This is a genomic window from Pedomonas sp. (assembly GCF_036515995.1).
In the GTDB taxonomy this organism is placed as follows: domain Bacteria; phylum Pseudomonadota; class Alphaproteobacteria; order Sphingomonadales; family Sphingomonadaceae; genus Pedomonas.
In genome coordinates this window covers 1-7309 of record NZ_DATBUP010000243.1, presented here as the reverse complement: position 1 = coordinate 7309, position 7309 = coordinate 1, and the positions used below count along the sequence as shown (strand labels likewise).

Annotated in this window: 5 protein-coding genes; 2 read left to right on the top strand and 3 right to left on the bottom strand. The window is 63.6% G+C overall.

Going from position 1 to position 7309, the window contains the following annotated elements; genetic code table 11:
• Window positions 1-346, top strand: a 346-nt coding sequence (locus tag VIG90_RS17410; RefSeq protein WP_331594790.1) for a hypothetical protein, incomplete at its 5' end; no start/stop codon positions are given.
• Window positions 347-1208: 862 nt separating this feature from the next.
• Here the strand turns inward: VIG90_RS17410 and VIG90_RS17405 are convergent.
• From VIG90_RS17405 to ggt, 3 genes are all read right to left on the bottom strand, one after another.
• Window positions 1209-1586 carry a hypothetical protein gene (locus tag VIG90_RS17405; RefSeq protein WP_331594789.1) on the bottom strand — a complete coding sequence of 126 codons (378 nt, stop codon included), beginning with the start codon at window positions 1584-1586 and terminating at the stop codon, window positions 1209-1211.
• Window positions 1587-1770: 184 nt separating this feature from the next.
• Window positions 1771-3534, bottom strand: a complete 1764-nt coding sequence (locus VIG90_RS17400; RefSeq protein ID WP_331594791.1) for a long-chain fatty acid--CoA ligase — start codon at window positions 3532-3534, stop codon at window positions 1771-1773.
• Window positions 3535-3696: 162 nt separating this feature from the next.
• Complete coding sequence (gene ggt / locus VIG90_RS17395) at window positions 3697-5511, bottom strand: gamma-glutamyltransferase (RefSeq protein ID WP_331594788.1); 1815 nt, start codon at window positions 5509-5511, stop codon at window positions 3697-3699.
• Window positions 5512-5800: 289 nt separating this feature from the next.
• Here ggt and VIG90_RS17390 point away from each other — a divergent pair.
• Window positions 5801-7309 (top strand): DUF885 domain-containing protein (locus VIG90_RS17390; RefSeq protein WP_331594787.1); only part of this gene is annotated, 1509 nt, incomplete at its 3' end.

Genomic DNA, 7309 nt, shown 5'->3' with positions numbered 1-7309 from the left:
CGAGCCCGCCGCCGCCAGCGGCATGGCCCCCGCCGAACAGCTCGGCACCCGCGATCAGGGCCACCCGGGCCGCACCGCCAAGGGCGAGCGCCCGCGCGGCACGCAGGACCAGCCCCTGCCCCAGGGCTCCCGCGAAACCGGACAGGACGCCCAGCAGGCCGGCGGCTACGGCGCAGGCAACACGGGCACCCCCAAGTCCGCCGAAAGCCCGGACGACATGCGCGACCGCCAGGCCCGCGAAGCCGGCGTCGACCCTCGCGGCATGGAAAAACAAGGCAAGAACGAAGGCCCCAACGCCAAGCAAACCCAGAAGCGCGGCGCAGGGGATGACACGCCGAGGCATTAGGGCGTTGTGCGCAGACGGAGCGGGGTTTTAGCTTCGCTTTGGGATTTTAGATTAAGGACGCAGGAGGGGCTTACCCCTCCTGCACCTCCCGTTCGTTTAGAGGGGCGCGCCTTGCATCAAGGGTGCGGCCCTTTATTAGACAAATAATAGTATATATAAAGAATTTTCCAATTTTTATACCGAAAATATGAACTATCAAAATAACAGCCATAAAAGCGATAAGCTATATTAATTAATTATTGAATCTGGGAACAAGATAACATCTGCCTCCGCTCAAATATCGGATAAAAAAGTATATTTTTATGTGTTCAGCGTTGGTACCGTTTACGGCGCTTATCCCATTTCAGACCACCCTCAGCCACTAATAAACACTCTCCGCGCCCCATAGTTCGAACACCAACATAGACGCGCGGCACCCATAAGCGCTCTAGCAACCGACACTGCTCAGCAGCGCGATCAAGGGCATCACTGCTCAGGGTAAGCATGGTTTCCTTCATTGGTTCGATTGTAATCGGCAAATCGGGATAGTCAGGATCTTCACTATCAAAAGCCCAGAATCTGGTATGCCAACAAAAGCCGTTACGAATTCGCACCCCTGTAACATTGATAGGCAGGTTATGAATACTTTGAATGATTAGTACCGGAAATGCTTCTGGGCCTCTGTAAGTATCAATCGTGCGCCACGTAACATGCGCTCGATAACGATCTCGGAGCCTCCACCAACCCGCCACGAAATTACCAACCCACCCGACGGCAGCACCAATAAATAGTAGCATTAGGCTCTTAACCGGCTCTGAAGTAATCGCCGCAAGGATCTTATGCTTTAATATCATAGGGTCCGTGGATGAGAGACTGCCGATATTCAGGATGCAGCCGCAATGGTGATGATTAATGATAACACTGCGGCCATAATTCCCGCGACGGTCCACGCGTGAGCGCGATTTAGTGCACTCCATCCGCCTTCGGTTAATCGAAATATGGCTTGAGTTCGCGTGAACATTGGTCCCGACGGCAACTTCATATCCAGCGTCAAATCGCCGGTCGGCACACTATCGTGCAACTGTTCCACCCAGCCGCGCATATGGCAAGTCATTAGCGCCGCTTCGGTGTCTTGATCGCGTATTAGAGCTCGCTCGATCACCCAAATGCCTTGCGGCTGCAAAATCAAAGCCACGCGCTGGCGGGCAAGCCCGGCCAACACCTTGCGAATTCGCCGTTCCCGTTTCCATTCATCGAACACAGGCGAATACCTTCATGCGGCTCCTACTTTCTCGCATAAATATCCTAGTTTTAAAATGCAACACAAGGCGCGGCGATCAGCTAGATGATCCGGCGACGAAACCGAAAAACGAATGGGGTGCAGGGGACTGAGTCCCCTGCAAAGAAGAAAAAATCAAATACTTACAACGCAGTAACGAAGCCCCTCACCTGCCCCCGTACAGCTTCTCCAGCCGGTCCCCGTAGGCCGCGCGGATCTTGTGGCGGCGGATTTTGAGGGTGGGGGTCATCATCTCGTTCTCGACGGTGAAGGGTTCGGGGGCGAGGGTGATGCGGCGGACCTTTTCGGTGACGGAGAGGCGGGTGTTGACGCGGTCGACGGCGTCCATGACGGCGCGGCAGAAGCCGGGGTTCTCGCGCAGGGCGGCGAGGCTGTTGTCGGAGAGGGAATGGGCTTCGGCCCAGCCGTGGGCCCATTCGGCATCGGGCACGATGAGGCCGACGAGGTAGGGGCGCTGGTCGCCGGAGACCATGGCCTGATGGATTTCCGGCTCGAGGCAGAGCATGCCCTCGACGCGCTGGGGGCTGACGTTGTCGCCCTTGTCGAGGACGATGATGTCCTTCTTGCGGTCGGTGATGACGATGTGGCCGTCTTCGTCGATGTGGCCGATGTCGCCGGTGTGGAGCCAGCCGTCGCGGATGGTGCGGGCGGTCTCGTCAGGGTTGCGCCAGTAGCCCTGGGTGACGAGCTCGCCGCGCACGAGGATCTCGCCGTCTTCCGCGATCTTCACTTCGGTGTTTGCAAGCGGCGGGCCGACGGTGTGCATCTTGATCTTGGCGCGGGGGCGGTTGCAGGAAATGATGGGCGAGGCTTCGGTCTGGCCGTAGCCCTGCAACAGGGTGAGGCCGAGCGAGGAGAAGAACAGGCCCACCTCCGGGTTGAGCGGCGCGCCGCCGGAGACCATGGCCTTCAGCCGCCCGCCGAAGCGCGCCTGCACCTTCTTGCGCAAGGTGGCGTCCAGCAGCTTGTCGGTCGGCCAGCCCCACCACGGCAGCTCGCCGGTGCGGTCACGCTCCCGCCCCAGCCGCAGGGCGATCTCCAGCATGCGCGCGGCAAAGGTGCCCTGCTTCTCGATGGCCTTCTGGATGCGGGCGCGCAGCACCTCGAACAGGCGCGGCACCACCACCATGATGGTGGGGTGAACCTCCTCGATATTGGCCGCCAGCTTGTCCAGACCCTCGGCGTAGTAGATCTGCGCGCCGAGCGCGATGGGCAGGAACTGGCCGCCGGTGTGCTCATAGGCGTGGGAGAGCGGCAGGAAGGACAGGAACACGTCTTCCGACGCGGGGAAGTCATCCTGCACGATGCGCCCGGCCCCGACCACGTTGTGCAGAATGGCCCCGTGGTGGTGCTTGACGCCGCGCGGCGCGCCGCCCGTGCCGGAGGTGTAGATGAGGCAGGCGGTGTCCTCGCGCTTGAACTGGTGCCAGCCGCGCGCCTCGGCAACGGATGTCTTGCTGCCCTGAAGCAGGGCGTTCCAGTCATAAAGGTGGGCGACGGACGCCTGCCCCAGCTTCAGCGGCTCCATGCCGATGACGTGGCAGCAGCACTCGGTCTGGTGGACGGCGGGCAGCAGGTGCCGCGCCAGCTTCGCGCCGGAGACGAAGACCGCGACCGCGCCGGAGTTTTCCAGAATGTGCAGGTGATCCCGCTCGGTATTGGTGGTGTAGGCGGGCACGGTGATGGCCCCGGCGGTCATGATGGCAAGGTCCGCGATCAGCCACTCGGGCCGGTTTTCCGACACCAGCGCCACCCGCTCACCGGGGCGGATGCCGATCTGGCGCAGGGCCCCGGCCATGCGCGCCACCTGCTCCGCCGTCTCCCGCCACGACAGGGACTGCCAATGCCCGCCCTGCTTGGTCCAGAGAAAGGGCTGGTCTCCCAGCCGCTCGGCCTGCTCGAAGAACATCTCGACCAGGCTGGTCCAGGTTTCGGGAATTCTCACGCCTGCCGTACTCCCCACCGAATATTCTGCTCGTGTAATCAACGTACTTTAGCACATGCACCGGTAACGCACGGGAAGCGAAGGGGGGTATGGCCCCGTTCGCCTCCGCTGCGAATGCTGTCGGACTTAGTCGCCCAGCGCCACGCCTTCGCGGCGGGGATCGGCCCCGCCCAGCAGCGTCGCCTTGCCCGAGGCGTCCCGCACGAGCTGGATGCCCTGCAGGCCGGAGACGGTGGGCCGCAGCGCGACCATGTGGCCCATGGCCTCAAGCTGCGGGCGCAGGGCCTCCAGCGCCGAGCCCCGCTCGATCTCGAGCGTACCGCCGTCATCCTTGTGGAAGTTCGGGAAGGAGATGGCCTTCTGGATGTCCATGCCCCAGTCAAGGTTGGCGATGACGGTTTTCAGCACGTGGGTGATGATGCGGCTGCCGCCGGCCGAGCCGACCGCCAGCACGAGGCGGCCCTCGCCATCGAACACCAGCGTCGGGGCCATGGAGCTGCGCGGGCGCTTGCCCGCCTCCGCCCGGTTGGCGACGGGCTGGCCGTTGGCCTCGGGCACGAAGGAGAAATCGGTCAGCTCGTTGTTGAGGAGATAGCCGTCCACCATGAGGAAGCTGCCGAACGGCGCCTGCACGGAGGCGGTCCACGAGGCGGCGTTGCCGTTTGCGTCCACCGCCACGAAGTGGGTGGTGGAGGGAATGTGGGGGCCGGCGTGGGGCGCGAAGGCGGCCTTCGTTTCCATGGGCGGCGTGCCGACGGGGTAGCGGTTGGTGGCGCGGCGGGGGTCGATCAGCTTTGCCCGCTCGGCCAGGTAAGCATTATCGATCAGGCCTTTCACCGGCACCTGCACATAGGCGGGATCAGCCAGGTAATGGCCCCGGTCCGCATAGGCCAGCGCGGTGGCCTCGGCGATAAGGTGGATGGCCTCGGGCGACTTCGGCCCCAGCGCCTTCAGGTCGAACCGCTCCAGCATCTTCAGCGTGGCGATGAGCGTGGTGGCGGCGGAGGACGGCGGGCCCATGCCGCAGATCTTGTAGGCCCGGTAGGTGCCGCACACGGCCTCCCGCTCGATGGCCTTGTAATTGGCGAAGTCCGCCTTCGTGACCTCAACCGGAGCCTTGGGAGACTGGGTGATGGCCTTGATGGCTCTCTCGGCAGGTTTGCCGGTGTAGTAGGCATCCGCGCCCCTGGCGGCGATGTCCTTGAGCAGCGCGGCATAGTCCGGCGTCTTCAGGACGGTGCCGACGGGCAGCGGCTTGCCGTCCGACCCGAAGTAGGCGCGCTGCACCTCGGGAAAGTCTCGCGCAACGGGGGCGGCGCTCTCCAGCATGGAGAACATGCGGGGGGAAATGGCGAAGCCCTGCTCGGCCAGACGGATGGCGGGCTGGAACAGCGCCGCCCACTTGAGCTTGCCGTGCTGCCTGTGCGCCAGTTCCATCAGGCGGAAGGTGCCGGGAATGCCGACGACGCGCCCGCCGGTAAACGCCTGCGCAAAGGGCAGCGGCTTGCCGTCCGCCCCCAGAAACAGTGCCGGGGTGGCAGACTGCGGGGCGCTCTCCCGCCCGTCATAACTCGTGGTCCGGCCCGCCTTGGCGTCATGGGTCAGCAGGAAGCCGCCACCGCCGACGCCGCTGGACTGGGGCTCCACCAGCGAGAGCACGAGCTGCATGGCGATGGCCGCATCCACCGCCGAGCCGCCCGCCCGCAGGATTTCAAGCCCCGCCGCGCTGGCGTGGGGGTTGGCGGCGGCCACCATGTGCCGCTCCGCCCGAGGCGCTTCGTGCGAGGCGTATTGCGCGCCGGATGTCTCGATGGGCACGCTCTGGGCGAAGGCAGGTCCGCCAGACGACAGGCTGGTCAATGTCAGGCCCGTCAGTGACAGGCCGATCAGGGCGGCTGCCGCCACACCGGCCCGGAACGTTCCCCGCAGCATCCGTCGCATCACACTCTCCTTCGCACTCAGAACCCCTGTTGGTCGCACTTTCCTAAGCACAGGTCTTAACGCCCTGTTCGAAAGCTGCTCCAAACCGGCCAAGCTGTAACATATTCAACGCGCGCGCCAACCCGGTCCGGGGTGTGATGACGCTCGGCCCTTAAACGATTCATCGGCGGTGAAGCTCGGCCTGTCGCAGAACAAGCCTGCAACATTATTTCGTTCGCTCGAATGGGTTGTCACAGCCAGCCGTGGCTTTACGCTTCGCGGCAACCAAAAACCGATCGTGAGGAAATCAATGCGTTTGCACCTTTTGCGCTCTGCAGCCGCCGTTGCGCTGGCCAGCCTTGTCGCCGTGCCCGCCGTGGCCCAGAAGGCCGCCGCGCCGGCCCCGGCCGCTGCTCCGGCTGACGCCAGCCAGGCTGAGACCGCCCGCCTCAACGCTTTCCTGCAGCAGGTTTGGGATGCCGAGATCGACGCCCAGCCGCAGCGCCAGACCATGATGGGCATCAAGAAGGACTACGGGAAGTGGAACGACCCTTCCGAGGCCGCCGAGATTGCCCAGCACAACGCCCGCCAGAAGGCGCTGGCCGACATGAAGGCGCAGTTCGACTACAACAAGCTGTCGCCGGACGGGCAGATGTCGTGGCGGATCTTCGAATCCGTGGCGGCGGCCAATGCGGCGGCCTTCGAATTCCGCGACTATGAATATGTCTTCGATCAGATGAACGGCATCCAGTCCGGCCTGCCGGCCTTCCTGATCAACATGCACCGCATCGACAACGTCTCCGACGCCGAGGCCTATGTCTCCCGTCTGAACGGCATCAAGCCGGTGCTGGACGAAGCGCTGCGCCGCGCCGCCGCGCAGGAGAAGAAGGGCATCATCCCGCCCAAGTGGGTGTTCCCGTTCGTGATCTCCGACGCGCAGAACCTGATCAAGGGCGCGCCGTTCGAGAAGGGCGCGGCTGACTCCACGCTGCTGGAGGACTTCCGCAAGAAGGTGACGGCGCTGAAGCTGCCGAAGGACCAGCACGACGCGCTGATCAAGAAGGCCGAGCAGGCGCTGCTGACCTCGGTGAAGCCGGCCTATGAGGCCGTCATCGCCCAGATGAAGGATCAGGAATCCCGCGCGCCCAAGGAAGACGGCATCTGGCGCTTCCCCAATGCGGACAAGTACTACGCCGAGCGTCTGGCCTACTACACCACCACCAACATGACGGCGGACGAGATCCACAACTTCGGTCTCGCCGAGATGGCGCGCATCCACAAGGAAATGGAAGGCATCGCCAAGCAGGTGGGCTTCAAGGGCACGCTTAAGGAGTTCATGCAGTCCGTGCTGAACGACCCGAAGCAGGTGTACCCGGACACGGAGGAAGGCCGCGAGCAGTATCTGGCCGACAGCCGCACCGCCATCAACGCCATGCGTGAGAAGCTGCCCGCCTACTTCGGCGTGCTGCCCAAGGCGGACATGATCGTGAAGCGCGTGGAGGCCTTCCGCGAGAAGTCCGCCGGCAAGGCGTTCTACCAGAGCCCGGCTCCGGACGGCTCGCGCCCCGGCATCTACTACGCCAACCTCTACCGCATCGAGGACATGCCCAAGTACCAGCTTGAAGCGCTGGCCTACCACGAGGGCATTCCGGGCCACCACATGCAGCGCGCCATCTCCGGCGAGTTGCAGGACATCCCGATGTTCCGCAAGTTCGGCCGCTTCACTGCCTACACTGAAGGCTGGGGCCTCTACACCGAACTGCTGGCCAAGGAGATGGGCGGCTACAAGGATCCGTATTCGGACTTCGGCCGCCTTGCC

What these genes read in the sequence shown, in the direction of transcription:
- VIG90_RS17400 (WP_331594791.1), bottom strand. Translation starts at nt 3,534, where the DNA reads ATGTTCTTCGAGCAGGCCGAGCGGCTGGGAGACCAGCCCTTTCTCTGG.
- ggt (WP_331594788.1), bottom strand. Translation starts at nt 5,511, where the DNA reads ATGCGACGGATGCTGCGGGGAACGTTCCGGGCCGGTGTGGCGGCAGCC.